This is a genomic window from Nonomuraea sp. NPDC049400, from assembly GCF_044466425.1.
Taxonomy (GTDB): Bacteria; Actinomycetota; Actinomycetes; order Streptosporangiales; family Streptosporangiaceae; genus Nonomuraea.
Genome location: NZ_JBITMP010000031.1, coordinates 39139 through 65008, shown reverse-complemented (window position 1 = coordinate 65008; position 25870 = coordinate 39139). Strand labels below are relative to the sequence as shown.

Genomic DNA, 25870 nt, shown 5'->3' with positions numbered 1-25870 from the left:
CCTCATCCGTTGCAGCACCCTCCGCCCGAACGAGACGACGTCGACGACCAGCGACCCGCCCAACCCCGGCGGTATGCCGCAGCCACCAGCAACCCATGCCGGCTCGCCGATGCCCTACGGCCGCTCAAGCAATGACTACGGCCGAGCCGGCATGGGTGCGGCGCGGACGGGCGTCCGATGAGGCGCCGCCCCAGCGCGGGCGGGCAAGCCCTCGAAAGGGCACTTTCCCAACGTCGGCGTCAGGCTGCGATAGCAGGCGTTCGTGGCGGGGTAGCGGGATGGCAGTCGATCAACGCGAGAGGGGGGTGGACCGTTGTCCGGGTCGCGCACAGCCAGTCGTTCAGGGAGCCGGGGAAGCCCGAAGGTGGGCCGACCTTGAGGCAGGTGATCTGGCCTGTGCCCGGAGGCGGGCCGATCTTCAGGCGGCGGATGGTGCCTGAGCGGCCGAGTCCGCCCAGGTCCGCGTCGTACGGCGTCAGCTGAACGCCGAACGGCAGGCCGCCGTCCGGCTGGTCCGAGGGGTGGATGTGGAGGAAGTCGTCGATCTCGCGTTCGGTGGCCTCCGGGTGGGCGGCGAGGTAGGCCAGGTGGTCTGTGACCAGGCGATGGGCCACTGCGCGCAGAAGGTTGGTCGCGCAGAGGTTGTGGGCGCAGGCGGCGCCGTCGAGGGTGATCTCCGGGAGGGCGAAGCGGCGCAGGCCCCGGGATGTGACGCGGAGGCAGTCGCACACGCCCGTGTCCGCCGGGTCCCAGGGCGGGCAGGTCGCGGCGTCGTGGACCTGGACGTCCCAGGACAGCCAGTCGTCGTTGAGGCGGAAGTCCGTGGGCTCGCCCGCGCATCTGCCGCACGTGAGGATGGTGGAGCCCGTCACAGGGTCGAGCAGCAGGCCGTCGCATTCGCGGGCCAGGGCGCGGGCGACCGCCCTCGCGACCTGGGCGCCGGAAGGGAGCTCGTGCGGGGGCGCGGTCGTGGAGACCACCACGTGTTGTCCGGTGCGCCGTAGGCGGCGTCTTTGGTCGTCTGTGAGGTTGACCGCGGTCGGTCTCCATGGGGTCCGGTGATGGGTCACCGCCAGGGCTCCGCCGCCCATGGCGCTGATCGCGGCTCTCCTGTACGGGCCGCTGATGCGCCAGGGCACGAACGACTCCACGTCGAACAGCAACTGCTCCATGGCCACGATGAAGAGGGACGTGAGCGTGCCGGGCAAAGGGAGGATGATCTTCATAGCTGAGTGCAACTCCATGCGCCGAAGAGAAGTCGGTGAGGCACTCAGGATCATCGGAGATCGGGCACCGCTTGGGTGGAGTGGAGCGGGGTTCTGTGGACGGCGCCCGGAAGTGCGATCCTGCCTGTGGACAACGGCTCTCCAATGGCCCCTCAGGGGAGGGCAGGCTGCAAGATGGCCATGGACTGGGCCGGGAGGCGCAGCTTCGCACCGTCCGCCACCACCGGGTCGTCCGACGCCAGCAGCACCGTCCCCGGCGACACCGGCACCGTGACCGACTCCTGCGCGAAGTTCACGGCCACGGCCACCGAGCCCCGCCACATCAGCAGCCACTTCTCCAGCGGATCCACCTCCACCCGGACCCGGTCCAGCCGCGGATCCGACAGCTCGGGCAGCGCCTTGCGCAGCGCGATCAGGTCGCGGTACCAGCACAGCAGCGACCAGTGCGCCTCCTCCTTGGCCTCGCTCCAGTCCAGTTTCGACCGCAGGAACGTCTCCTCGTCCGAGGGGTCCGGCGCGTCCCACGCGTACCCGAACCCCTCGAACTCGCGCTCCCTCCGCGCGCCCTCGCTGTCGCGGAGCGCGGGCTCCACATGATCGGAGAAGAACAGGAACGGTGTCCGCGCCCCCCACTCCTCCCCCATGAAGAGCATCGGCGTGAACGGCGAGCTCAGCAGCAGTCCTGCCCCCAGCTTGAGCGCGGGGATGGGCAGCCGATCGCCCTCGGGCCGGTTGCCGATCTGGTCGTGGTTCTGGACGCAGGCCACCAGCCGGTGCCCGGGCACGCCCGCGAACGAGCGGCCATGGCTGCGACCGCGGAAGGCCGAATAGCTCCCGTCGTGCAGCACGCCCGAGGTCAGCACCTTGGCCAGCGCCGGCAGCGAGGCGAAGTCCGAGTAGTAGCCGTGCGACTCCCCGCTCACCGCGCAGTGCAGGGCATGGTGTACGTCGTCGTCCCACTGCGCCGTCATGCCCAGGCCACCGGCGTCGAGGGAGCGCACCATGCGCGGGTCGTTCAGGTCGGACTCGGCGATCAGCGACAGGGGGCGGCCGACCGAGCAGGCCAGCGCGTCGATCTCCTCCGACAGCTCCGCCAGCAGGTGCCCGGCGCGGCGGTCGTGCAGCGCGTGCACGGCGTCCAGCCGCAGACCGTCGATATGGTAGTCGCGCAGCCACTGAACGGCGTTACCGACGAAGTACCGCCGCACCTCGTCGGAGTCCGGCCCGTCCAGATTGACCGCATCGCCCCAATAACTGCCCTTAAATCCGGAAAAATAAGGGCCGAATGGGTGCAGGAAGTTCCCCGACGGCCCGAGATGGTTGTAGACGACGTCCAGGATGACCCCGATCCCGGCCCGATGGCACGCGTCCACGAACGACTTGAGCCCGTCGGGCCCCCCGTACGTCTCGTTCACCGCGTACAGATCCACCCCGTCGTACCCCCAGTTACGCCCCCCGGGCACGGGCGCGACCGGCATGACCTCCACGAAGTCGACTCCGAGCTCCACGAGGTGCGGCAGCTTCTCGATGGCCGCCGAGAACGTCCCCTCCGGCGTGAACGTCCCCACGTGCAGCTCGTAGATCACGGCCCCCCGCAGGTCACGGCCCTTCCAGTCGTGGTCGGACCAGGTGAAGCGAGCATGGTCGTACACCGCGCTGGGCCCGAAGATCCCCTCCGGCTGCCGCCGTGACCGGGGATCCGGGTACGGCCCGTCGCCGTCCACCAGGTACGCGTACCGCGTGCCGTGCGAGGCCCCCGCCACCTCGACCGACCACCAACCCCCCGCCCCGCGCGACATCGCGTGGCGGACGTCCCCGACGGACAGTTCGACGGCTGCGGCCTTCGGTGCCCAGACCTCAAAGATCATGTCTCTCCAGGAGTGCGACCGGATACTGACCGAGCAGGTGCGCGAGCGGGATCCGCCCCGTGTGGAGGCCGCCGGTGAGCAGGTCCCGCCAGGTCCCAGAGGGAAGCGTCAGGGACGTGGAGCCCCATCCCGACCGGGCAAGGCGCACGGGGAGCCGGGTGGCGACCGCGACGGCCTGCGGCCGGTCGAGCCGGTTGCCCCGGGCGAAGGCGATCACGTGTTCCGCGGCGGGCCCGTCCGCCCACAGCGGCAGGTACGGCGCCGCGCCCCCGAGCCGTCGGCGCAGCCGCAGCGCCTGCGTCGTCACCAGCAGTTTGGCGGCGTCCCACGAGCTCTCCGGTTTACGGGGGTACGTCACGGGCCGCCGGTTGTCGGGATCGACGAGCGAGAAGTCGGTGGTCTCATTGCCTTGGTACACATCGGGCACTCCGGGCATCATGAGCTGCACGAGCTTGGCTCCGAGCGAGTTCGACGTCGCGAAGGGCTCGATGCGCGCGGCGAACTCACCCACCGGCAGCCGCACGGCCGCCTCCGCGAACTCCCGCAGGCCTCGCTCATAGGACGGATCCGGATTTATCCAGGAAATAGCGGTCTTGGCCTCCCGCGCCGCCTTGAGCAGGTAGTCGGTGAACCGCTCGACCGAGATCGGCCAGGCGGCCATGAGGTTCTGCCAGGCCAGGTAGTCGAGATGGGGATCGAAGCGCACCGAGGACGACCACGACGACACCGCGGCGGCCCACTCCTCGGGCATCTCCGACAACACCGACAGCCGGGCGCGCACGTCCTCCGACCGCTTCGTGTCGTGCGTGGACAGCGTGGTCATCGTGTACGGCCGCATCTCCGCGCAGAAGTCGTGAAACTCCTCCACCGACACCCCGAACGCGTCCGGCTCCCCGCCCACCTCGTTGAGGCAGGCCAGCGGATACCACCGATAGAGCGCCGTGTCCTCCACGCCCTTGGCCATGACCGGACCGCACGCCTGCTGGAAGCGCACGATCGCCTCGGCGGAGCCGTACAGGACCTCGCGGGCGAGCGGCAGCACGGCGGGCGAGCACGCCTCGGCGGCCAGCTCGACGATCTCGACGGACTCGGGCGGCGGCGGCTCGCCCGGCACCACGTACGCGCGATAGACCGGCATCGCGGCGAGCAGCTCGCGCACGGCGGCGGGGTCCTGGCAGGCGGCGTCGGCCAACCGCTCGACCTCGGCACCGAAGAACAGGTCGAGCACCTCCCGCTTGGCCTGCGCCATCACGGGCCGGTACTCGGAGGGCTGCCCGGTCATGTCCGCAAAAAGCTGGACAAGCGGAGTTTTCCCGGCGGGATCCACGAAGAGGCCGTTGACGCGGTTGAGCACGTCGTAGCCGGTGGTGCCGTCGCAGGCCCAGTCACCCGGCAACCGCTCCGGCCCGATGAGGATCTTCTCGACCACGGTCCAGGTCTCGCCCGCCCTGGCGCGCAGCCGTTCGAGGTAGCCCCGCGGGTCGGCCAGCCCGTCGGGGTGATCGACGCGCAGGCCGTCCACCAGCCCCTCGTCGAGCAGCCAGAAGATCACCTCGTGCGTGGCGAACAGCACGGAGGGATCCTCGACCCGTAGCCCGATCAACGACGAAACGTCGAAGAAGCGCCGGTAACCGGGCCCCTCGCGCCAGCCGGCCAGCCGGTAGTGGCCGGGGTAGGGGTAGGCGTGCTCGTGGTAACGCAGCACGTCGCCGTCCACGTACGGCTCCGTGTCGTCCCAGAGAACGGGCAGGGCGACCTTCCCCTCGGACCAGTCGATGTCGAACCACTTCGCGTACGGCGAGGCGGCCCCGTCCTGGAGCACCGACCAGAACTGCGCGTTGACGGTGTTCATGTGGTTCGGCACGATGTCCACCACGATGCCGAGGTCGTGCGCGGCGAGCTGCTGCGCCATCTCCCTGAACCCCGTCGCCCCGCCGAACTCCTCCCTGATCCTGGAGTGGTCGGTGACGTCGTAGCCGTGGCGCGACTCGGGCGTGGACTGCAGGATCGGCGACAGGTAGACGTGGCTGACGCCGAGGTCGCGCAGGTAGCCGGCGATCTCGGCCACCTGGGCGAAGCCGAAGTCGGGGGTCAGCTGGACCCGGTAGGTGGAGGAGGGCCTAGACACGGCGCAGCACCTGCACGCTGCGGCCGGGCACCGCGATGGCCTCGCCGCCGCGGCACGTCCGCGCGTCGAGCTTGATCGGCATGGCGGTGTCGATCTCGGTCTGCCACATCTCGCCGTAATCCTTGGGGATCGTGAACTTGATGGTGTCGTAGTGGGCGTTGAACAGCAGCAGGAACGAGTCGTCCCTGATCGGGCGGCCGCGGCGGTCCGGCTCGGTGATGGCGTCGCCGTTGAGGAACACGGCCAGCGACTTGGCGTATCCGACGGTCCAGTCGCTGTCGGTCATCTCCTCCCCTGACGGGGTGAGCCACGCGATGTCGTTCAGGCCGCGTACCGGCTTGCCGTAGAAGAAGCGCCTGCGGCGGAAGACCGGGTGTTTCTTGCGCAGCGCGGCCAGGCTCTGGGTGAACTCCAGCAGCAGCCAGTTCTCCCGGACGTCGGACCAGTCGACCCAGGTCAGCTCGTTGTCCTGGCAGTAGCCGTTGTTGTTGCCCTTCTGGGTGCGGCCCAGCTCGTCGCCGTGGGAGAGCATCGGCACGCCCTGCGACAGGAAGAGCGTGGTGAGGAAGTTGCGTTTCTGCTGCTCGCGCAGCGACTCCACCGCGTCGCCCGCCGGGCCCTCCTCGCCGCAGTTCCAGGACCTGTTGTCGTCGGTGCCGTCGCGGTTGCCCTCTTTGTTCGCCTCGTTGTGCTTGACGTTGTACGACACGAGGTCCTGCAGGGTGAAGCCGTCGTGGCAGGTGACGAAGTTGATCGAGGCGGCGGGGCGGCGGCTGTCGTCCTGGTAGAGGTCGCTCGACCCGGTGAACCTGGAGCCGAACTCCGGCAGCGTGGCCGCCTGCCCGCGCCACAGGTCGCGGATCGTGTCGCGGTAGCGCCCGTTCCACTCCGTCCACCGGGACGGGAAGTTCCCGACCTGGTATCCGCCCGGCCCCACGTCCCACGGCTCGGCGATCAGCTTGACCTGTGAGAGCACCGGGTCCTGCTGCACCAGGTCGAAGAACGAGCTCAGCCGGTCGACCTCGTGCAGCTCCCTGGCCAGGGTCGAGGCCAGGTCGAAGCGGAACCCGTCGACGTGCATCTCGATGACCCAGTAGCGGAGCGAGTCCATGATCATTTGCAGGACGTGCGGCGAGCGCATGAGCAGGCTGTTGCCCGTGCCCGTGGTGTCCACGTAGTACCGCTTGTCGTTCTCGAGCAGCCGGTAGTAGTTGAGGTTGTCGATCCCCCTCAACCCCAGCGTCGGCCCGAGGTGGTTGCCCTCGGCGGTGTGGTTGTAGACGACGTCGAGGATGACCTCGATGCCGGCCTCGTGCAGCGCCCTGACCATGGCCTTGAACTCGAGCACCTGCCCGCCGCGCTGCCCCTGGCTGGAGTAGCGGTTGTGCGGCGCGAAGAACCCGATCGAGTTGTAGCCCCAGTAGTTGGACAGCCCGCGCTGCTCCAGGATGTGGTCGGTGACGAACTGGTGCACCGGCATGAGCTCCAGCGCCGTCACCCCGAGCTTGGTGAGGTGGTCGAGGATCTCGGGGTGGCCGAGCGCCGCGTACGTGCCGCGCAGGTGCTTGGGGATCTTTGGATGGCTGATCGTCAGGCCCCGCACGTGGGCCTCGTAGATCACGGTGTCGTGGTACGGCGTCGCGGGCGGCCGGTCGTGCCCCCAGCCGAAGAACGGGTTGATCACGATGGAGCGCGGCACGTACGGGGCCGAGTCAACGTCGTTGCGCGTGTCGGGCTGGCCGAACCGGTAGCCGTAGACCGCCTCGTTCCAGGTCACGCCGCCCTCGATGGCCATGGCGTACGGGTCGAGCAGCAGCTTGCTCGCGTTGCACCGCAGGCCGCTCGCCGGGTCGTAGGGCCCGTGGATCCGGTAGCCGTAGCGCTGGCCCGGCCCGATCCCCGGCAGGTAGCCGTGCCAGATGAACCCGTCGACCTCCGTGAGCGGCACCCTCGACTCGACGTTGTCCTCGTCGAACAGGCACAGCTCGACCGCGTCCGCGACTTCGGTGTAAAGCGAGAAGTTCGTGCCCGCGCCGTCATAGGTCGCCCCGAGGGGATAGGGGTCACCCGGCCAGATCTCGATCATCGAGGCTCCCTTGCGGTGTCTCTCCCCATGTTCCGTTCCCCCGCTCAACCCGACAAGCCGCTTTGTTCCTTCCACCGTCGCCACGTCGTTACTCCAGCTGAACAGGGTGAGCCGCCCCCGACGGCGCGGTATCGGCGGCGGCCCACGCACCCCAGCATGGGTTTGCCGCCGCCGATCCTGGCTACGTGCTGGGCCATGAGCGGCTTCAAAAGCTTCTTATTGCGCGGCAACATCGTCGAGCTCGCCGTGGCGGTGATCGTCGGCGCCACGTTCAGCGGTCTGGTGCAGGCGCTCGTCACCGATCTCATCACCCCGCTGATCGGCGCCGTCACCGGCGGCAGGCAGCCGAACTTCGCCGACTACTCCTTCACGATCAACGGCAGCGTGTTCAGGTACGGCGACTTCCTCAACCACCTGGTCACCTTCCTGGTGGTCTCCGCGGTCGTCTACTGGCTGGTCGTGGCCCCGATGACCCGGCTGATCAGGCTGTTCGACCGGGACAAGCAGGCCGCGACCAAGCAGTGCCCAGAATGCCTCACCGACATCCCGGCAGAAGCCCGGCGGTGCGCCGCCTGCACGGCCGAGCTGGTGCCGGATTCGGAGAAGCCCAGGTAGGCAGGTTTGCCAAGATGATGCGATGCCGGTTTCCGGCACTTGGGCGCAGTGGTGCGCGGGCGGGGTGCCGGTCCGCCAAGATGGACCGATGAGCGTTGAGTTGATGGTGTGGGACGAGCCGGTGCCGATCAGCCGGGACCAGGCCCGCGCCACCTATCTGGCGGTGAAGCGCACGTCCCCGGTGGACGGGGACGTTCCCGACGTCGCCAAGGAGCTGCCCGGGGAGGTCACGCTCTATCCGGGCCACGTGCTCGTGTCGATGGACCTGGACACGATGGACGAGACGTCCGCCCAGGTCTTCACGGTCGCGCGGGCGCACGGGCTGGTCTGCTACGACCCTCAGCGCGACCTGGTGCACAACGTGGCGCCGCTCGGCGTGTACGAAGGCATGCAGCTCCACACGGGCGACGGCATGGTCGTCAACGACCCGGACCTCGGCCTCGTCCACGACGTGCTGGCCACGTTGTCCGCACAGAACCCCTTCGTGGCCCTGGTGAACTTCGGGCGCCACTTCCTGCAGGTCTCCCCCGGCTACGAGCTGGAGTACAAGGAGGGCACCCTGATCAGGACCATGGTGCCCGAGCTGGAGGAGGTGCAGGCGGCCTTCAACGAGTACGCCACGGGCGACCGCTCGTTCCTGAGCCGCCACGAGTGGAGCTAGATCACCTGCCTGAGCAGCTCGGGATCGACGTTCCCCCCGGACAGCACGACCACCGTGCGCCCGGCCGGCGCCCGGCCGGACAGGAGCGCCGCCGTGGTGACCGCCCCGCTGGGCTCGGCCACGAGCCGCGCCGACCGCGCCAGGTGGCCCATGGCGGCCTTGATCTCGTCCTCCGACACGGTGACGATCCCGTCGAGCCGCCGGCTGAGGTGCGCGTAGGTCAGCTCGGACAGCCCTGTCCGCAGCCCGTCGGCGATCGTCCTGAACGTCCGGGCCGATCCCCACTCCACCGGGTGCCCGGCGGCCAGGCTCTCCGCGGCGTCGGCGGCCAGCTCCGGCTCGACCCCGATCACCTTGACCTCGGGCCGCAGCGCCTTGATCGCCGTGCCGACCCCGGAGGCCAGCCCGCCCCCGCCCACCGGCACGAGCACCACCTCGACGTCGGGCAGGTCCTCGACGATCTCCAGCCCGACGGTCCCCTGCCCCGCGATCACTATCGGATGGTCGTAGGGCGGCACCAGCGTCAGCCCCCGATCCCGCGCCAGCTTGTCGGCGACGATCTCCCGCTCCTCAGGAGGCACGATCACGGTCTCGGCGCCCCATCCTTCGATGGCGGCCAGTTTCACCTTGGACGCCCCCTCGGGCACGACCACCACGCAGGGCACCCCGAGCTCCTTGGCCGCGTAGGCCAGGGCCTGCCCGTGATTGCCGGAGGAGTGGGTGACCACGCCGTCGGGCCGCAACGAGGCCACGGCGTTGTACGCGCCCCGGATCTTGAAGGCCCCGATGGGCTGCAGGCTCTCCGGCTTCACCCATGCCTCGCCCATCCGCACGAGCGGCGTGCGCACCGCCACTGCCTTGATTCGGTCTGCCGCGGCGCGGATGTCGTCGATGGTCACGAGCTTCATGCGAGCATCCTACGGACCGGCAAATGAGGCAGGATCGGGGACCATGAGAACGCTGTACCCGCCCATCGAACCGTACGAGTCGGGCCTGCTGGATGTGGGCGACGGCAACCAGATCTACTGGGAGGTCTGCGGCAATCCCGCCGGCAAGCCCGCCGTGATGCTGCACGGCGGACCCGGCGGCGGGTGCTCGGCCAAGCACAGGCGCCAGTGGGACCCGGAGCGGTACCGGATCGTCCTGTTCGACCAGCGAAACTGCGGCCGCAGCCGGCCCCACGCCAGCGACCCGGCCACCGACCTCGCCGCCAACACCACCTGGCACCTGGTGGCCGACATGGAGAAGCTGCGCGAGCACCTCGGCATCGACCGGTGGCAGGTGTTCGGCGGCTCGTGGGGAAGCGCGCTGGCGCTCGCGTACGCCCAGACGCATCCCGACCGCACGACCGAGCTGGTCCTGCGGGGGATCTTCATGCTGCGGCCCCATGAGCTGCGCTGGTTCTATCAGGAGGGCGCCTCCTACCTGTTCCCCGACCTGTGGGAGTCCTACGTGGCGCCCATTCCGGCCGAAGAGCGCGGCGATCTCATGGCCGCCTTCCGCAGGCGGCTCGAGGGGCGGGACGAGGGCGCCAGGCTGGCCGCGGCCAAGGCGTGGACGCAGTGGGAAGGGGGCACGATCTCGCTGCTGCCCGACCCGGACCGGGTCGAGGAGTACGGCGAGGACAGACACGCCGTCTGCTTCGCCCGCATCGAGAACCACTACTTCCACCACAACGGCTGGTTCGAGCCCGACCAGCTCCTCAGGGACGTGCACAAGATCCGGCACATCCCCGCCGTGATCGTCCAGGGCCGCTACGACGCCTGCACGCCCATGGCCACCGCCTGGGACCTGCACAAGGCGTGGCCGGAGGCGGACTTCAAGGTCGTCCACGACGCCGGGCACGCCTTCACCGAGCCGGGGATCACAGACCGGCTCGTCGAGGCGACAGACGGGTTCTCGCGAGCCGTACGGCAGGTGTGACGGCCCCCACCACCAGCAGCGCGAACAACGGCGCCAGCGTCAGCCCGATGAGGAAGCCCGCGACCACGTCGTGCGGATAGTGCACGCCCACGAAGACCCGCGAGAACGCCATGACCGCGGCCAGCGGCAGCACCGCCCAGGCGAGGGCGCGCCAGGCCAGCACGAGCGTGGCCGCGGCGCCGGCCGCGATCACCGAGTGGTTGCTGGGGAAGGACCAGTCGTCGGTGGGCGGGCAGGTGACGAGCGTCGTGATCCCGCCCCGGCACGGCCGGTCCTCCCTGACGATGGTCTTGAGTACCTCGCTCACGACGTACGCGAACACCACGCCCGCCGGACCCGCGATCACCAGCGCCAGATCGCGTGCCGGACCCCGCCACGCCCGGAAGGCGGCGACCGCGAACAGCGCCACGAACAGGAATAATCCGGCGTCCGTCCCGACTTCGGCGAGCGTGTGCAGCCACCCGGGCGTGGTCATGGCGAAGTCGACGATGTCGCGGTACACGTATGTCCAATCCGTTAATGAGGAGTGGACATGACCTTACGGACTATCGCTGTCAGATGCCTCGACCATTAGGCCGAAATATCGGGGACAAGTCTAGGCGAGGAACTGCCGGGCGAGGGCTGCCTGCTGGGTCTCCAGCTCGCCTCTGGTGATGAGACCCTGGTCGAACGCCTCGGCGGTGGCGTCGCGGGAGGCGGCGTAGTAGGCGGCCATGATCTCGCTGCGGAGCGGCGTGAACCCGCGCTCCACGCAGTCGGAGAAGATGACGACCTTCTGCTCCACGGTGTCCGCGGCCACCGTGCAGGCCAGATCGCGCTCTCTGAGCTGCTGGACCGCCTCACGGAGCGTGACCACATGGGACCCGTTGAAATTGAAGCGGGTGTCAAGGGTGATCTTCACTTCTTTACGCCTCCACAGGTTTACAACGTTCCGATCAAGGCCGCGTATTCCCAGCTCAGAGCGGGTATGAGGGCATTCGTGATCGGAGAGCACGTGATCGTCGGCTACACCACCGACCAGGGCGGGCGGGACGCGCTGGCCCTCGGCGCGGCGATCACGCGTGTCACGGGCGGCGAGCTCACGGTGGCCACGATCTACCCGCCGGGCAGCCCGGGGCTGGCGGTGGAGGCGCAGGCCAACCTGGCGCACGCGGCCGAGGAGCTGGGGCCGGTCCCAGCCGAGTACATCTCGTACGAGAGCCGGGGCACGGGGCGCGGGCTGTCAGTGCTGGCCAGCCGGATCAGGGCGGACCTGATCGTGGTCGGCTCGGAGGAAGGCGGCCAGCACGGCCGCATCGCGATCGGCGCCACCGCCGACCACCTGCTCCACCTGTCGTCGGAGGCGGTCATGCTGGTGCCCGCCCAGTACGTCCCCGTCGACGGGCCGGGACGCTTCACCCTGGCCTACGTGCACCGGCCGCAGTGCGACGAGGCGGTCGAACGCGTCGCGCAGGCGGCACTGCGGCTCGGGATCCCGCTCCGGCTGATCACTCTCGACCTGCGCACGGAGGACCAGGGCAAGCTCAGGGACGACCTCGCCCTGGCCGTGCGGCTGGCGTGGGAGACCACGGGGATCGAGGCGGAGTCGGAGGTGGCGGAGGGGCACGACGTGGCCACCGCGCTGGCCGGCGTCGAGTGGCTGCCGGGCGAGCTGCTGGTGTGCGCGGCGAGCGAGGACGCGCAGCCGCACCGGGTGTTCCTGGGCGAGCTGGCCATGAAGGCACTACGGGCCTCGCCCTGCCCGGTCATCGTGCTCCCCCGCGGCTTCGCCTGACCCCTCGGTGCGCCGTCAGCGGGCTGTGACGAGCTCGTACAGCTCCAGGTAGCGCTCCGCCATGACGGCTGGCGAGAAGCGGCGGCGGGCCTCCCTGCGGCACTCCTCGGGATCCAGCTCGTCCACCCGCAGCACCCACTCCGCCAGCTCCTCCTCGGAGTCGGCCAGGAACCCGGTGCGGCCGTGGTCGATGATCTCGGGCAGGCAGCCGCGGCGCAGGCCGACCGGAGGCACTCCGAGCGCGAGCGCCTCGACGACGGCAGTGCCGCCGGGCTCGTCCCACTGGATCGGGAAGAGCGCGGCCCTGGCAGAGGCGTAGAGGTGGTCCCTGTCCTGGCCGCCCACCGCGCCGACCCACCTGACCAGCTTCCCGTCTAGGTAGCGGGACACCTGGTCGAGGTGGTAGCGGACGTCCGGGTGGCTGTGCAGCGGGTGGTACGGGTTCTGGACGACGACGTCCAGCTCGGCGGGGGTGTTCCGGCCGCTCACCGGCCCCGCGAGCACCAGCGGCAGGCCGAGCTTCTGGCAGATCCTGGCCGCCACGTGCTGGCCCTTGAGCGAGCAGATCCGCCCCATGACCACCAGGTGCTCGCCCCGGTCGACCCGCAGGTCGCGGTCGGCGAGCGGGCTGGCCAGGTAGACGGCGCCGAGCGAGGCCGCGCGCAGGGCGTCGGGGGCGCGGGCGATCTGCGACTCCGAGACGCCGTTCACCGCGATCCCCGGCGGGAACGCGCCGTAGAAGGCCGGATGCTTGTGCAGGTCCCAGTGAAGGGTGTGCAGGACGGGCGGCCCGCCGAGCGCGGACAACACCGCCGGCCCGACGACCTCCACGTGGTCGTGCACGAGGTCGATGTCGTCGCGGGCGCGCAGCTCGGCCACCACCCTGGCCTGGTGCGCGTGGGCGATCCCCATGACCTGGTTGTACGGCTTCTGCAGCTCCGTGAACTGGCCGTCGTCGAAGACGCTGATCAGCTCGTCCACCTCGAGCGTGCTGGACCCGACGGAGGCCAGGACGACGCGCACGCCGCGCTCGCGCAGCGCGGGCACCAGCGTGGCCACCACGTTCTCGATCCCCCCATAGCCAGGGGGCGGGACCGCGAGCCACGGCCCCGCGTTCACCAGGACTTTCATGCCACATCCTCCTCAAGTACAAGGGAGGCGAGCGGAGGTCGCTCCGCCACGGCCATGTCCACCAGGTCGACCCCGTCGAGCCCGAACTGCAGCATCGTCTGCGCGGGCGGGTCGTTCGGCTGCACCCGGCCCTGCCGCTCCAGGCGGGACCAGGCGGTGAGCATGATCTGTCCAGCCATCCGGCCGAGGGCGGCCATCGACTGATGCGTGTGCGTACGCGTGCCCAGGTCCACCTGGGCCATCCCGTCCAGCCCGACGAGCTGGAGCAGGTCGACGAGAAGCCCGAACTCCACGCCGTACTCGGTGACGAACGGAACCTGTTCCAGCACCTCGCGCCGGGCGGCGTACTCGCCGCCGAGCGGCTGGGCGAACCCGGCCAGCTCCGGCCAGAACATGTTCAGCAGCGGCCTGGCCACCAGCTCCGTCACGCGCCCGCCCGCGCCGCGGCGCACGACCCCATCGTCACCCGTGAACGGCCGCTCGTACGCCGCCTTGACGAAGTGCGTGTCGCCGTTCACCAGCAGCGGCCCGACCAGACCGGACACGAAGTGCGCGGGGAAGTCGCGCAGGTCCGCGTCCACGAACACGACGATGTCGCCGCTGGAGGCGGCCAGCCCCTTCCACAGCGCCTCGCCCTTGCCGGTCAGTGGCGGCAGGTGCGAGAGCACCTGGTTCTGTGCCACCACGCGGGCGCCCGCCTCGCGTGCCCGCTCGGCGGTGGCGTCGGTGGAGTTGGAGTCGACGACCAGGATCTCGTCGACCAGTGGCAGGCGCTCGACGAGTTCGCGACGGATCACGCGGACGATGTCGCCCACGGTGCGCTCCTCGTCACGCGCGGGGAGTACGACGCTTACCGTCGTGGATCCCTTGGCCAGCATTAAGGCTTCGACCGGCCACTCGGCTGCCGTGCTCGAGTGCGGGCCGTACCACTCCTGGACCCTGGCCAAGGCTCGCAGATCTGTCTCCATGCATCAGCCCCGATCTCATGAGGTCACGACTTCTGCCCGATCTATACGCCTTCGAACCTCTTTGTTTGGCCGCGAGTAGACGTGGCATATGCCGGATTGTGTCCCCAATGACTCGCGTCGGCATCATAGGTGCCGGAAATGTCGCCGCTCGCCACGCCGATGTACTGTCCGGCTTCCCCGATGTCACGATCGCTGGGATCGCCGACACAGATCCCCGCAGGGCCGAGGCTCTGGCCTCAAGGCATGGCGCAACCGCCTATGGCGGCCATGCCGACCTGCTCAGTGCCGGCGGTCTTGACGCCGTCTACGTGTGTGTGCCTCCTTTTGCGCACGGTAACCCGGAACACGATGTTCTGTCGTGCAATCTGCCGATTTTTGTGGAAAAACCCCTTTCTCTCGACCTCCAAACCGCAGAAATCATCGCGTCCGAAATCGAGCGGAGATGTTTGCCCTCCGCGGTCGGCCACCACTGGCGCTATCTGGACATCGTCCAGCAGGCCCGCGATCTGCTCGCCGAGCGCCCGGTACGGCTCGCCCTTGGCCACTGGCTGGACAAGGTGCCCCCGGTCGCCTGGTGGCTGGACCCGACCATGTCCGGCGGCCAGATCGTGGAGCAGGCGGTCCACGTACTGGACCTGGCCCGGGTCCTGGTGGGCGAGGTGACGATGGTGCACGCCGTACCGGCCGACAACAAGAGCGACGGCGAGGTGGACCGGGCGACGGCGGCGGTCCTGCGCTTCGCCGACGGGGCAGCCGGACTGCTGGCCACCTCCTGCCTGCTCTCCCAGAAGCACCGGGTGGGCCTGGAGGTGTGCGCCGAGGGCCTCGCGCTGGAGCTGAGCGAGACCCGGCTGCTCGTGGACGGCGAACGGGTGATCGAGGACGACGGCCTGGCGAAGACGCGGGTGGACCGGGAGTTCATCAACGCCGTGCAGGGTAAAGACGCCGACGTGCGCGTGCCGTACGGTGAGGCCCTGCGGACCCACCGCCTGGCGCTGGCGCTCGCACGGTCCGCGGCGGAACGGAGGCCGGTGGTGATCAGTGAGTGATGTGCTCAGCATTGAGGCGCCGGGCGAGGTTTGCCTGGTGCAGGAGAAGCTGCCCGAGATCCCCGAGGGCGGGTTCATGGTGGCGACCACCCACAGCGGGGTATCGGCCGGCACCGAACTGACCTATGTGAAGGGCACCAACCCGTACCTGTCCTCGAGCTGGGACCCGGCGCTCGGGCTGTTCACGGAGGGCGCGCCGTCGGTGAGCTATCCCGTGCGCGGCATCGGCTACATGCAGGTCGGCCTGGTGGTGGAGACGCGTACGCGGGCGGTGAGCGAGGGCGCGCTGGTCGCGATGTGCTACGGGCACCGCACGGCGTACGTGGCGGACCCGATGAACGACAGGTTCGTGGCGCTGCCGGACGACCTCGACCCGATACTCGGCGTCTACGTCGCGCACATGGGCCCGATCTGCGCCAACGGCCTCCTGCACGCCGCCCACGACCTGCACGGACCGGCCGTGCAGCAGTTGGGCGACGGCGTGCGCGGGCGGCGGGTCGCGGTCGTGGGCGCCGGCGTGGTCGGGCTGCTGACGGCCTGCTTCGCCATGTCCTGCGACGCGGCCGAGGTCGTGGTCGTGGACGAGACCCCGGCCAGGCTTGCGGTCGCCGAGGCGCTCGGCGCGAACGTCCTGACCGCCGACGACGATCCGGCGGTGGACCTGAAGCGCCGCTGGCGCCACGGCCGCGACGACCGGGGCGCCGACCTGGTGTTCCAGTGCCGCGGCCAGCCCCGGGCGCTGGCGCTCGGGCTCAGGCTGCTCCGGCCCCAGGGCACCCTGGTGGACCTCGCCTTCTACACGCGGGGCGCGGACGAGGTGCGCCTGGGCGAGGAGTTCCACCACAACGGGCTGACCGTGCGCTGCGCCCAGATCGGCCGGGTGCCGCGCGGCCTGTCGCACGCCTGGGACAGGGAGCGGCTCTCGCACGAGACGATCGCCCTGCTCAGGCGGCACGGCCCGCGGCTACGCGAGCACGTGATCACTGACCTCGTCGGCTTCGGCGAGGCCCCCCAGTTCCTTTCCGAGCTCGCGTCCAGACGCCGCCAGACCGTTCAGGCCGTGCTCTGCGACCACGTCGAGGATGAGGGCGGCTGACCAGCTGAAGTCGCGGCAACCATGGCCGTCCAGCGCGAACGGGTCGAAGTACTCCCTGAACCCGGCGTGCGAGACCGCGTTGATCATCCCGTCGGCGACCAGGCCGGCCAGGTCGGGGCGGCGCTCCTTCAGCCCCTGCCAGACGAGCCAGGTGAGGTTGATCCAGCTCGGGCCCCGCCAGTAGCGGGCGGAGTTGAACTCGGGCGCCGCCGGCGAGTAGCTGGGCAGCGCCCCGTCCTTGAGCGCGAACCGGTCGAGCGCGGTCGCGATCAGCGCGTCGGCGACCTCGCCGGGCAGGCCGGGGAGCATGAGCGGGGTCAGCCCGGCGGTGCTGCTCGAGCGGATCAGCTCGCCGGTGCGCACGTCGCGGGCCTGGAAGAGGGCGCCGTCGAAGAGGTGCTCGACCATGGCGGCGGTCATCGCGGCCGCCTCGCGCTCGTGCGGCTCGGGGTCGAGGCCGAGCACGTCCGCGATCTTGGCCAGCGTCGCCTCCGCCACCCCGTACGCCGTGTTGAACAGCGGGCACTCGACCTGGAACTCCCCAGGACTGCGGTAGCCGGAGTCGCGGTAGGCGCGGGCGAGGGAGACGTAGCGCTCGTAGTCGCGGTCGGTGGGCCGCTCGTCGGCGCTGACGGTGGCGAGGTCCCGGCGGACGAAGCCCGTGGTGGCGCGCCGCACGGCCTGCAGCGGCAGGTCCCAGGCCGGGCTGTTGTCCATGCCCGACTCCCAGGGGTGCACGATCGAGATCAGCCCCTCAGGCGAACGCCTGGCCGCGCGCAGGAACTCCTGCTGCGCCACGAGCCTCGGGTAGATCCGGCGCAGGAACGCGGTGTCCGGCTCGGCCAGGTGCGTCTTCCACGCGGCCAGCGCGTGGACCGGCGGCTGGATGATGCCGGAGGTCGCGCAGCCGGAGGGAGCACGTGACTCCCAGAACTCCGGCCCGGGGAAGTAGGCGCCCTCCGGCACCTCCGGGTTGAACACGATGTGCGGCACCCTGCCGTCGCGCCACTGCGCGCCGAACAGGGAGAGCAGCTCCACCCTGGCCCTTCGCGGCGACCACTGCGCGTTCCCGATCGCGATGAAGGCCGAGTCCCAGCTCCACTGATGCGGGTACAGCCGACGGGAGGGAACCGTGTAGCTGCCGTCCCAGTTCGCCACCAGGACACGCACGGCGTCGCGAAGGATCATAGGTATTTCCTGACGAAGGCTGCGGTCTGGGGAAGGACGATCTCGGGCTCGCCCCGCAGGCGGCACTCCAGGGCGAGGTAGCCGTCGTAGCCGACGGCGTCCAGCGTGGCCAGCTGCGCGCCCCAGTCGAGGTGGCCGGTGCCGGGCTGGTTTCTGTTGGACTCGCTGATCTGCATGTGGGCGAGGTAGGGGGCGGCCTCGGCCAGGGAGCGGCAGGGGTCGTCCTCCTCGATGTTCATGTGGTACGTGTCGCCGACGACCCTGATCGAGTCCATGGAGCAGTACGAGACGGCCTCGGCCAGCGTGTTGACCATGTGGTTCTCGTACCGGTTGAGCGGCTCCAGCATGATCAGCACGCCGTTGCGCTGCGCGTGCTCGCCGAGGACGCCCAGCGCCTCGGTCAGCACCTCGCGGTCCTCCTCGGGGCTGCGCGGCGGCTCGAACGGCGGCAGCCGGCGCGAGAACTGCCCCCAGGAGGCGGGCGTCATGACGCCGATGCCGCCCAGCTCGCCGATCACCGAGAGCTGCGACCTGAGCTGCTGGATGGCGTCCTTGCGCTTGGCCGGGTCGAAGTCGCCGATGAAGTGCGGCATGTCCACGCAGACCGTCGGCATGACGACGCCGTCGGCCTTGGCCCGCTTGAGCTCGGTCAGGCGGCCCGCGAAGTGGAAATCGCCCTTGCCGCGCAGCTCGATCGCGTCGAACCCGGCGTCGACCGCGAACGCGAACTTCTCCTGCAACGTGCGGCCGGGCAGAAGCTGCTCCTGTACGGCGAGCTTCACTGTCACTCCTCGAAGGTGAAGACGAGCTGGAGCACCTCGGACTGGTGCTTGTCGATCAGGTCGAAGGCCTCCGCGGCCCTGTCTACGGGGACGACGTGGCTGATCAGCTCGCCGACCTCGACCTGGCCCTCGTGCACGAGAGCCATGAACGTGCGCTGCAGGCGCTCGACATCCCACCGGTGCGCCAGCCACGAGGCCACGCCGCCGATCTGGGAGGAGACGAGCTGGACCTGGTTGTGGTGGAACTCCTCGCCCAGGCGCAGCCCGATGCCGTCGCCCTGGTAGAACCCGGCGGCGACGACCCGGCCGCCCTTGCGCACGGTCCTGATGGCCTCGTGCAGGCCCTGGTGGGTGCCGCTCAGCTCGATGACGGTGTCGGCGCCCTCGATGCGCTTGCGCATGTACTCGGCCACGGAGCCCGAGCGCACGTCGATCACCTCGGCCGCGCCGAACCTCCTGGCCAGCTCCAGCCGGTCGGGAATGGCGTCGGCGGCGAGCACCCTGGCGCCGCTCAGCACGGCCAGGCGGGTGGCCAGCAGCCCGATGACGCCCTGGCCGAAGATCGCGATCTGGTCGCCCAGATGCACGTCGGCGGCGTGCACGGCGTTGAGCGCGATGGCGCCCACGCGGGCGAACACCCCGGTCAGCGGGTCGGCGCCGGGCGGCATCACGTGGCCGACGAGCTTCTCCGCCGGGACGACGGCCTCGGCGCGGTGGCCCCAGATGCCCCACACGATGCTGCCGACAGGGGGATCCGCGACGTCGGGCGCGGCCTCGACCACCTCGCCGACCTCCTGGTAGCCCCAGCCGGTCAGCGGATAGGCGTGCGTCTGCCCGTCGACGAAGAGCCGGCGCTCGGTGTCCCAGTGCCGGTTGAGATATGGATTTGTGCCGCGATAGGCGGTGAGCTCGGTGCCTGCCGAGACGCCGGAATAGATCGTACGGACTCGTACGGTGCCCGGCACCAGGTCGGCGGGCGACTCCAGGCTGACGCGGACACGGCCTGGCTCTTCAAAGGTGATGACGCGCATTCCCCAACACTTACGCTTATTGATCAAACAAAAGTCAAAGCTTTAGTACCTGTTTGCATACGATAGTTGCGCTCGTAACACTCATAAGTCTACGACTTCAGCCGGTAAGCGCCGATGAAATTGGGGTTTCTGCCAGCGTGTCTTCCGGAAAGCGACCTTATCGGCAAAGCGGACTTAGCCGCACACCTGGGCTTTCTAGGGCGTGAGGCGACCTAAGGATGACCGAAATCACACGAACGTAGATCTTTTGCGGTAGAAGATCCTGATCTGTGGGCGTAGGCACGGAGTGGGTACAGACCGGTCTCGTTATCGACTACTGCGCGTTGCCGGGATCACGGTGAGGGTAAGGGCGGCATATCCCCTACCGGAGGAGCGTGCCATGCCGAAGAAGGTAACCGCCGTCCTCTCTGTCGCGCTGCTGGCAGCCGCTTCGCTGGCGGCGTGCGGCGACGGCGGTGGCGAGTCGTCCGCGAGCAACCAGATCACCGTCTGGACCGAGGAGAACCTCAATGACCGGATGGCCGTACAGAACCAGATCGTCGCCGAGTTCACCAAGAAGACCGGGATCAAGGTCAAGCTAGTCGGCGTGGCCGAGGACCAGTTCAGCCAGACCGTGACGGCCGCCGCCGCGGCCGGGGACCTGCCGGACGTCATCGGCGCGCTGCCGCTGTCGGCCGTGCGCGAGCTGGAGGCCAACGACCTGCTCGACACCGAGACGCCGGGCAAGGTCGTCGATCAGCTCGGCAGGGACTCGTTCTCGCCGCGGGCCCTGGAGCTCGACAGCTCGGGGGGCAAGCTGCTCGCGGTGCCCAGTGACGGGTGGGCGCAGCTCATCCTCTACCGCAAGGACCTGTTCGAGAAGGCCGGGCTGCAGCCGCCCGACACGTACGAGCGGCTGGAGGCGGCGGCCGCCAAGCTCAACACGGGCGGGGTCGCGGGCATCACGCTGGCCATCGCGCCCAAGGACTCGTTCACCGCGCAGAGCTTCGAGCACGTCGCGCTGGCGAACGGCTGCCAGCTGGTCGACAATTCCGGAAATGTCACCCTCGACTCGCCACAGTGCGTGAGGGCGTTCGAGTTCTACGCGAAGCTGGCGAAGGACTACTCCGTCAAGGGCAAGCAGGACGTCGACTCCACCAGGGCCACCTACTTCTCCGGCAAGGCGGCCATGACGATCTGGTCGTCGTTCATCCTGGACGAGATGGCCGGCCTGCGTAAGGACGCGCTGCCGAGCTGCCAGGAGTGCCGTGCCGATCCGCAGTGGCTGGCCGAGAACACCGGGGTGGTCACGGCGCTGAAGGGGCCCGACGGGAGCGCGCCCGCGCAGTACGGCGAGATCGTCTCGTGGGCGATCACCCGTGACGCCGCCAAGGACTCCGCGGCCAAGTTCGTGGCCTTCATGATGAACGAGGGTTACGAGCGCTGGTTCGGCATGGCGCCGGAGGGCAAGTTCCCGACCCGCAAGGGCTTCGAGGACAAGTGGAACAAGCTGCCCGCCGGGGTCGACTCCAAGAAGCCGCTGGCCGACGTCTACCCCGCCGACGTGCTCGACGCCCTGCGCAAGAGTCCCGATACGTTCGCCCGCTGGGGCATCCCGCAGGGCCAGGGCAAGCTGGTCGGCGCCATCATGGGCGAGCTGCCCGTGCCCAAGGCGCTGAGCGCGGTCGTGGACGGCTCGCAGACCCCGCAGGCCGCCGCCACGCAGGCCAAGACCGACGTGGAAACGATCAAGCGCGGGATCCGCCAATGAGCCCGCGACCGGGTCCGGGTCCGGCGGCCGCGCCGCCGCGCGGGGTGCGGCGATGAGCCCGCGGACGTTGCGGCAGCAGGAGGGGCGGGCCGGGCTGGCGCTCATCTCGCCCACGCTCGTCATCACGCTGGTCGTGGTGGTGCTGCCGCTGCTGTGGGCGATCATGCTGGCGTTCCAGGACGTGCGGCTGATCAACATCAGGCGGGCGGGCATCTTCGGGCACTACACGCTGGAGAACTTCTCGTACGTCGTCTCCGAGCCGGGCTTCTGGTCGTCCCTGGTCAACACGCTCGTCTACACCGTCGCGGGCACCGCGTTGTCGATCGCGATCGGGCTGGTGGCGGCGCTGGCCCTCCGGGACAGGTTCAAGGGGCGGACCCTGGTCAGGGCCTCGATCCTGATCCCGTACGTGGCGCCGGTCGTGGCCGTGGCGTTCCTGTGGGAGACGATGCTCAACCCCCAGTACGGCATCGTCAACACCTGGCTCAGCGAGCCGATCGCGTTCCTCACCCAGGCGAAGGGCGAGTTCCTCGGCGTGCAGGTGCCGGTGGCGCTGCTCACGGTGATCGCGTTCGAGGCGTGGCGGTATTTCCCGTTCGCGTTCCTGTTCATCCTGGCCAGGCTGCAGGCGCTGCCCGCCGAGCTGGACGAGGCGGCGGTGGTGGACGGGGCCACACCGACCCAGCGGTTCCGGTACGTGATCATGCCGCAGCTCTGGCGGATCATCGCGCTGCTGTCGGTGCTGCGGTTCGTGTTCACGTTCACCAAGTTCGACGACGTCTACCTGCTGACCGGCGGCGGAGCCGGCACCGAGGTGGTCAGCGTGCGGGTCTACAACTTCCTGACCGCGCGCGACGACATCGGCGCCTCAGCCGCGCAGGCGATCGTGCTGGCGGTCTTCCTGGTCGTGTTCCTGGCCATCTACCTGCGGTTCTTCGGCGGGGGTGAAGATGAGCAGAGATAGGTTCGAGCGCGGGCTTTTCCGGGTCCTCAAACCGCTGGTCATCGTGGTGCTCTTCCTGATGACCGCGTTCCCCTTCTTCTACATGGTGATGCTGTCCATACGCGACATCCAGGAGCTCATCCTGGACCCCGGCTCGCTCTGGCCGCGCAGCTTCACCCTGGACACGTACGTGGACGTGCTGACCAGGCAGGGCTTCCTGACCTTCCTGAGGAACAGCGCGATCGTGGCGGTCGGCTCGGTGGCGTTCACGCTGCTGATCTCGATCCCGGGCGCGTACGCGGTCGCCCGGCTGCGGTTCTTCGGGCGGCGGCAGGTGCACTTCCTCTTCCTGGCGGTGTACCTGTTCCCGGCGATCGTGCTGGCCATCCCGCTGTTCGTGTTGTTCACGATGCTGGGACTGCGGGGGTCGCTTTTCGGGCTGATCGCCGTGTATATCGCGCAAACCGTGCCAGTCACGGTATACATGCTCCGCAACTACTTCGAGACCGTGCCGCAGAGCGTGGAAGAAGCGGCCGCGATCGACGGGTGCACGAGGCTGTCGACCATCTGGCGCGTGGTGCTGCCGCTGTCCAAGCCCGCGCTGATGGCCACCGGCCTGTACGCCTTCATGATCGCGTGGAACGAGTTCCTGTTCGCCCTGCTCTTCCTCGTGGAGAGGCGGGAGAGCTGGACGGTTTCCCTGGGGCTCTCGCAGCTGGCGGGCAGCATAGAGATCCCCACAACGGTCCTGATGGCAGGATCGGTGGTGCTGACGCTGCCCATCGTGATCGTGTTCTTCGCCAGCGAGCGACTGCTGACGGAGGGCCTCACGGCAGGAGCAGAGAAGGGATAGATCATGCTGACGGCAGGGCAGATCCTCCAGCTCATCCGCAATGGCACCTGCCGTACCCGCAAGGAGCTCATCGAGTACACCGGGCTGTCCCGATCGACGATCACCGATCGGGTCGACCGGCTCATCGACGCCGGATACATCCACGAGTCCGGCGTCGGCACCTCCGGGGGCGGGCGACCGCCCTCGGTGCTCGACGTGGACGCCACCAGGCGCCTGATGCTGGTGGCCGATCTGGGCGCCACCCACGCCAGGGTCGCGCTCACCGACCTCGCCGCCCGGCCCATCGCCGAGGAGAGCACCGAGATGCGCATCGAGCTCGGGCCCGAGGCCGTCCTGTCGTGGGTGCGGCAGGCGTTCCAGCGGATGCTCGACAGGACCGGACGCCCTGCGAGCGAGGTGTGCGGCATCGGGCTCGACGTGCCCGGCTCGGTGGACCACGCCACCGGACGGGTGATCAGGTCGTTCCTCATGCCGGGGTGGGACGACTATCCGCTGGGCGGGGCGATCGGGGAGACGCACGACGTGCCCATCCTGGTCGAGAACGACGCCAACGCGATGGCGCTGGGCGAGTGGTGGTCGTCGTGGCGGGACACGGACTCGCTGATCCTCATCAAGGTGTCGACCGGCATCGGCACCGGCATCGTTCTCGACGGGCAGATCTATCGGGGAGTCGAGGACGCCGCCGGAAACATCGGGCACGTGCGGTTGCGCGAGACCGACGACCGCGTGTGCACGTGCGGTTCCCGCGGTTGTGTGGCCTCGCTGGCCAGCGGCCACGCCCTCGCCGTCGATCTGGGCCAGGAGTCCAGCCGCGACCTGGTGCGCCTGGTGCAGGCGGGCGACCCCGAGGCCATCGCGCGCACCCAGGAAGCGGGCCGCACGCTGGGCATCGTGCTGGCCACCGCGGTCAGCCTGCTCAACCCCGGCGTGCTGGTGCTGGCCGGGGACATGGCGGAGACCAGGGAGCACTACCTGACGGGCATCAGGGAGATCGTCTACCGCCGCAGCCTGCCGTACACGACCAGGAATCTGGAGATCGTCACCACCTCGCTGGGGGACCGGGCGGGGATCGTGGGGATGGCGGTGATCGTCATGGAGCACGTGCTCTCCCCCGCCTCCGTGGACGCCGCCCTGGCCTCCCGTACGGACGCGGCGAGCTGACGGGTCAGCCGAGTGCGCGTCGCAGGATCTCCGGCGCCTGCACGAGCGAGGGGCCGTACCAGGTGAGCAGGCGCCCGCTGACCAGCGCGCAGGCGAGCCCGGGGAAGCACTCCGGGCCGTCGGTCTCCGAGAACGCGTAGGGCTCGTCGGGCAGCACCACCAGGTCGGGCCGCCGCTCGACCAGCTCGGGCAGCGGGATCTTGGGGTAGCGCTCCCCGTGGCCGGCGTAGAGGTTGTCCACGCCGAGGTTCCTGAGCACGTCGCCGGTGAACGTGTCGCGCCCCACCACCATCCACGGTCGCCGCCAGATCGGGACGATCGCCGTCCTCCTCGGCCCGTCCACGGGCGCGCGCCACGCCTGCTCCGCCGCGTCCAGCCACGCGGGACGTCCGGTACGGCACGCCAGCCGGAACATGCGATCCAGCGAGGCGAAGGCCTCCTCGAGGGTCTCGATCCTCGTCACCCAGACCGCGATGCCCGACTCGCGCAGGGCCTCGATGTCGGGCGCGCGGTTCTCCTCGGCGTTGGCCAGGACGACGTCGGGCCTGAGCCGCATGATCGCGGCCAGGTCCGGGTTCTTGGTGCCCCTGACCCTGGCCACGTCGAGATCGGCGGGGTGCGAGCACCAGTCGGTCGCCCCCACCAGCGCTTCCGGCACGGTCGCCGCCACCGACTCGGTCAGCGAGGGCACCAGAGACACGATCCGCCGCACGGTATCGGGAATCTTCACAGGCACACCGGTATCGTCCACAGCTAGATTCAACCGAATGTCGGCCTGTATCCGTAGAATCCAGGTCGAAGATCGTTGACTCTTGATCGGGGGAATGACGGTTGGAGAGAGAGTCGCCAGCCTTCGATCCGCACACGCCCAACGTTGCCCGGCTCTACGACTACTTCCTCGGCGGCAAGGACCACTTCCCGGCCGACCGGGCGGTGGCGGCGAAGATCCTCGAGGTGGCTCCCGAGTTACGGGCGGCGGTCAGGGCCAACCGGGCGTTCGTGCGGCGGGCGGTGCGCTTCCTCGCCGAGTCCGGCATCACGCAGTTCCTCGACATCGGCACGGGACTGCCGACCCTGGACAACGTGCACGCGGTGGCCAGGAAGACCGCCCCCGAGGCCAGGGTGGTCTACGTCGATCGTGATCCCGTGGTGCTCGTGCACGCCAGGGCGCTGCTGGCCGGGCGGACCGGCACGACGGCGGTGGACGGCGATCTCCGCGAGCCCGACAGGATCCTGAAAAATCATGACGTGACGGAGGTGATCGACTTCGACCGCCCCGTGGGCGTGCTGCTGACGGCGGTCATGCATTACCTCAGCGACTCCGACCGGCCCCACGAGATCGTCGCGAGCCTGCGCGACGCCCTGGCCCCCGGCAGCCACCTCATCATGTCCCACGCCACCAGCGACGCCCGCGCCCAGGCGATGGACACGATCGCCGAGGTCTACGAGAGCACCAACATCCCGCTCACGTTCAGGAGCCGCGAGCGGATCGCGGGGCTGCTCGAAGGGTTCGAGCTGGTCGATCCGGGCCTCGTCTGGCTGCCCGAATGGCGTCCTGACCAGGCCGACACGATCGACTTCGTGGACGGCCCCGAGTCGTCGCTGATCTTCTGCGGCGTCGGCAGGAAGGGCTGAGC

At 69.4% G+C, this 25870-nt stretch carries 23 protein-coding genes and 2 pseudogenes; 12 read left to right on the top strand and 13 right to left on the bottom strand.

Annotated elements, in window-relative coordinates:
• Positions 1 to 239: 239 nt before the first annotated feature.
• From ACIBVN_RS37850 to glgX, 4 genes are all read right to left on the bottom strand, one after another.
• Positions 240 to 1226 (bottom strand): hypothetical protein, encoded by a 987-nt coding sequence (locus ACIBVN_RS37850; protein ID WP_397144908.1) that lies wholly within the window; start codon positions 1224 to 1226, stop codon positions 240 to 242.
• A gap of 152 nt (positions 1227 to 1378) precedes the next feature.
• Positions 1379 to 3094 (bottom strand): malto-oligosyltrehalose trehalohydrolase, encoded by a 1716-nt coding sequence (gene treZ / locus ACIBVN_RS37845; RefSeq protein ID WP_397144906.1) that lies wholly within the window; start codon positions 3092 to 3094, stop codon positions 1379 to 1381.
• A complete protein-coding gene (treY, locus tag ACIBVN_RS37840; RefSeq protein ID WP_397144904.1) occupies positions 3084 to 5222 on the bottom strand; it encodes a malto-oligosyltrehalose synthase in 2139 nt (712 codons plus the stop codon). The genes treZ and treY overlap by 11 nt, the downstream gene beginning before the upstream one ends.
• Positions 5215 to 7308 carry a glycogen debranching protein GlgX gene (gene glgX / locus ACIBVN_RS37835; RefSeq protein ID WP_397144902.1) on the bottom strand — a complete coding sequence of 698 codons (2094 nt, stop codon included), beginning with the start codon at positions 7306 to 7308 and terminating at the stop codon, positions 5215 to 5217. The genes treY and glgX overlap by 8 nt, the downstream gene beginning before the upstream one ends.
• Before the next feature lie 195 nt (positions 7309 to 7503).
• On the opposite strand from glgX, the gene mscL reads away from it, so the two are divergent.
• Positions 7504 to 7923 carry a large conductance mechanosensitive channel protein MscL gene (gene mscL / locus ACIBVN_RS37830; protein ID WP_397144900.1) on the top strand — a complete coding sequence of 140 codons (420 nt, stop codon included), beginning with the start codon at positions 7504 to 7506 and terminating at the stop codon, positions 7921 to 7923.
• A gap of 88 nt (positions 7924 to 8011) precedes the next feature.
• Positions 8012 to 8584: a hypothetical protein gene (locus tag ACIBVN_RS37825; protein ID WP_397144898.1), complete on the top strand. Its 573-nt coding sequence runs from the start codon at positions 8012 to 8014 to the stop codon at positions 8582 to 8584.
• Here the strand turns inward: ACIBVN_RS37825 and ACIBVN_RS37820 are convergent.
• Positions 8581 to 9492 carry a threonine/serine dehydratase gene (locus ACIBVN_RS37820; RefSeq protein ID WP_397144896.1) on the bottom strand — a complete coding sequence of 304 codons (912 nt, stop codon included), beginning with the start codon at positions 9490 to 9492 and terminating at the stop codon, positions 8581 to 8583. The genes ACIBVN_RS37825 and ACIBVN_RS37820 overlap by 4 nt on opposite strands.
• A gap of 43 nt (positions 9493 to 9535) precedes the next feature.
• Between ACIBVN_RS37820 and pip the strand changes: the two genes are divergently transcribed.
• Positions 9536 to 10507: a prolyl aminopeptidase gene (gene pip / locus ACIBVN_RS37815; protein ID WP_397144894.1), complete on the top strand. Its 972-nt coding sequence runs from the start codon at positions 9536 to 9538 to the stop codon at positions 10505 to 10507.
• On the opposite strand, the gene ACIBVN_RS37810 is transcribed toward pip, so the two are convergent.
• Together ACIBVN_RS37810 and ACIBVN_RS37805 are read right to left on the bottom strand one after the other, a co-directional pair.
• Positions 10449 to 11009, bottom strand: a complete 561-nt coding sequence (locus ACIBVN_RS37810) for a phosphatase PAP2 family protein (protein ID WP_397144892.1) — start codon at positions 11007 to 11009, stop codon at positions 10449 to 10451. The genes pip and ACIBVN_RS37810 overlap by 59 nt on opposite strands.
• 93 nt (positions 11010 to 11102) lie before the next feature.
• Positions 11103 to 11408, bottom strand: coding sequence for a hypothetical protein (locus ACIBVN_RS37805; RefSeq protein ID WP_397144890.1), 306 nt, complete (start codon positions 11406 to 11408; stop codon positions 11103 to 11105).
• A 78-nt stretch (positions 11409 to 11486) separates the two neighbouring features.
• Here ACIBVN_RS37805 and ACIBVN_RS37800 point away from each other — a divergent pair, with 78 nt between their 5' ends.
• Complete coding sequence (locus tag ACIBVN_RS37800) at positions 11487 to 12281, top strand: universal stress protein (protein ID WP_397144888.1); 795 nt, start codon at positions 11487 to 11489, stop codon at positions 12279 to 12281.
• A gap of 15 nt (positions 12282 to 12296) precedes the next feature.
• On the opposite strand, the gene ACIBVN_RS37795 is transcribed toward ACIBVN_RS37800, so the two are convergent.
• Together ACIBVN_RS37795 and ACIBVN_RS37790 are read right to left on the bottom strand one after the other, a co-directional pair.
• Positions 12297 to 13412 carry a glycosyltransferase gene (locus ACIBVN_RS37795; RefSeq protein WP_397144886.1) on the bottom strand — a complete coding sequence of 372 codons (1116 nt, stop codon included), beginning with the start codon at positions 13410 to 13412 and terminating at the stop codon, positions 12297 to 12299.
• Positions 13409 to 14380 carry a glucosyl-3-phosphoglycerate synthase gene (locus ACIBVN_RS37790; protein ID WP_397144884.1) on the bottom strand — a complete coding sequence of 324 codons (972 nt, stop codon included), beginning with the start codon at positions 14378 to 14380 and terminating at the stop codon, positions 13409 to 13411. The genes ACIBVN_RS37795 and ACIBVN_RS37790 overlap by 4 nt, the downstream gene beginning before the upstream one ends.
• Before the next feature lie 17 nt (positions 14381 to 14397).
• On the opposite strand from ACIBVN_RS37790, the pseudogene ACIBVN_RS37785 reads away from it, so the two are divergent.
• The 3 genes and pseudogenes from ACIBVN_RS37785 to ACIBVN_RS37775 form a co-directional block, all read left to right on the top strand.
• A pseudogene (locus tag ACIBVN_RS37785) lies at positions 14398 to 14811 on the top strand (Gfo/Idh/MocA family protein); the annotation flags it as partial.
• 15 nt (positions 14812 to 14826) lie between these two features.
• Positions 14827 to 15429 (top strand): Gfo/Idh/MocA family oxidoreductase, encoded by a 603-nt coding sequence (locus ACIBVN_RS37780; protein WP_397145015.1) that lies wholly within the window; start codon positions 14827 to 14829, stop codon positions 15427 to 15429.
• Positions 15422 to 16525 (top strand): zinc-binding dehydrogenase, encoded by a 1104-nt coding sequence (locus ACIBVN_RS37775; RefSeq protein WP_397144882.1) that lies wholly within the window; start codon positions 15422 to 15424, stop codon positions 16523 to 16525. The genes ACIBVN_RS37780 and ACIBVN_RS37775 overlap by 8 nt, the downstream gene beginning before the upstream one ends.
• Before the next feature lie 9 nt (positions 16526 to 16534).
• Here ACIBVN_RS37775 and ACIBVN_RS37770 read toward each other — a convergent pair.
• The 3 genes and pseudogenes from ACIBVN_RS37770 to ACIBVN_RS37760 all read right to left on the bottom strand — a co-directional run.
• A pseudogene (locus ACIBVN_RS37770) lies at positions 16535 to 17713 on the bottom strand (MGH1-like glycoside hydrolase domain-containing protein); the annotation flags it as partial.
• Entirely contained in the window at positions 17710 to 18495 is a 786-nt protein-coding gene (locus ACIBVN_RS37765; protein WP_397144880.1) for a sugar phosphate isomerase/epimerase family protein, read from the bottom strand. The gene ACIBVN_RS37765 and the pseudogene ACIBVN_RS37770, both read right to left, overlap by 4 nt.
• Before the next feature lie 2 nt (positions 18496 to 18497).
• A complete protein-coding gene (locus tag ACIBVN_RS37760; protein WP_397144878.1) occupies positions 18498 to 19526 on the bottom strand; it encodes a zinc-binding alcohol dehydrogenase in 1029 nt (342 codons plus the stop codon).
• A 379-nt stretch (positions 19527 to 19905) separates the two neighbouring features.
• Between ACIBVN_RS37760 and ACIBVN_RS37755 the strand changes: the two genes are divergently transcribed.
• From ACIBVN_RS37755 to ACIBVN_RS37740, 4 genes are read left to right on the top strand one after another with little or no spacing between them, the layout of a single operon-like run.
• A complete protein-coding gene (locus ACIBVN_RS37755; RefSeq protein WP_397144876.1) occupies positions 19906 to 21276 on the top strand; it encodes an ABC transporter substrate-binding protein in 1371 nt (456 codons plus the stop codon).
• A 52-nt stretch (positions 21277 to 21328) separates the two neighbouring features.
• Positions 21329 to 22240, top strand: a complete 912-nt coding sequence (locus ACIBVN_RS37750) for a carbohydrate ABC transporter permease (RefSeq protein ID WP_397144874.1) — start codon at positions 21329 to 21331, stop codon at positions 22238 to 22240.
• Positions 22227 to 23072 carry a carbohydrate ABC transporter permease gene (locus ACIBVN_RS37745; RefSeq protein WP_397144872.1) on the top strand — a complete coding sequence of 282 codons (846 nt, stop codon included), beginning with the start codon at positions 22227 to 22229 and terminating at the stop codon, positions 23070 to 23072. Before ACIBVN_RS37750 ends, ACIBVN_RS37745 begins: the two co-directional genes overlap by 14 nt.
• A gap of 3 nt (positions 23073 to 23075) precedes the next feature.
• Positions 23076 to 24233 carry an ROK family transcriptional regulator gene (locus ACIBVN_RS37740; RefSeq protein ID WP_397144870.1) on the top strand — a complete coding sequence of 386 codons (1158 nt, stop codon included), beginning with the start codon at positions 23076 to 23078 and terminating at the stop codon, positions 24231 to 24233.
• 4 nt (positions 24234 to 24237) lie between these two features.
• Here the strand turns inward: ACIBVN_RS37740 and ACIBVN_RS37735 are convergent, their stop codons facing one another.
• Positions 24238 to 24963: a helical backbone metal receptor gene (locus ACIBVN_RS37735; protein WP_397144868.1), complete on the bottom strand. Its 726-nt coding sequence runs from the start codon at positions 24961 to 24963 to the stop codon at positions 24238 to 24240.
• A 101-nt stretch (positions 24964 to 25064) separates the two neighbouring features.
• On the opposite strand from ACIBVN_RS37735, the gene ACIBVN_RS37730 reads away from it, so the two are divergent.
• Positions 25065 to 25868, top strand: coding sequence for an SAM-dependent methyltransferase (locus ACIBVN_RS37730; protein ID WP_397144866.1), 804 nt, complete (start codon positions 25065 to 25067; stop codon positions 25866 to 25868).
• Positions 25869 to 25870: the final 2 nt, after the last annotated feature.